Genomic DNA, 336 nt, shown 5'->3' on the forward strand with positions numbered 1-336 from the left:
CCCCACCCCCACCCCCCCACCCCCAAACCCCACCCCCCCCCCCCAACCCAACAACCCACCCCCCACCCACCCCCACACAACACCCCCACCCCAAACCCCAAACAACAAAAAAAACCCAAAAACCACACCCCCACCAACAAACCCACCCAAAACCCCCCAACCCCAGCCCCAAACCAAAAACCCCACGAAGAACCCCCCCCAAACCCACAAACACACCCAACACACTTAGACCCCGCTGAAACACGTCACTTTTCAGATGCTCCAATCACACCCCCACACACAGAACACCACCAACAAACACAAACACCACCCACACCCACACACGACCGCCCCACC

General features: G+C 59.8%; 1 protein-coding gene. It reads right to left on the reverse strand.

Annotated elements, in window-relative coordinates:
- On the reverse strand, positions 1-186 hold a 186-nt coding region (locus PUR71_RS40910), incomplete at its 3' end, for a hypothetical protein (RefSeq protein WP_329924376.1).
- Positions 187-336: the final 150 nt, after the last annotated feature.

Origin of the sequence: Streptomyces sp. SP17BM10 (assembly GCF_036322405.1) — a bacterium.
Classification (GTDB): domain Bacteria; phylum Actinomycetota; class Actinomycetes; order Streptomycetales; family Streptomycetaceae; genus Kitasatospora.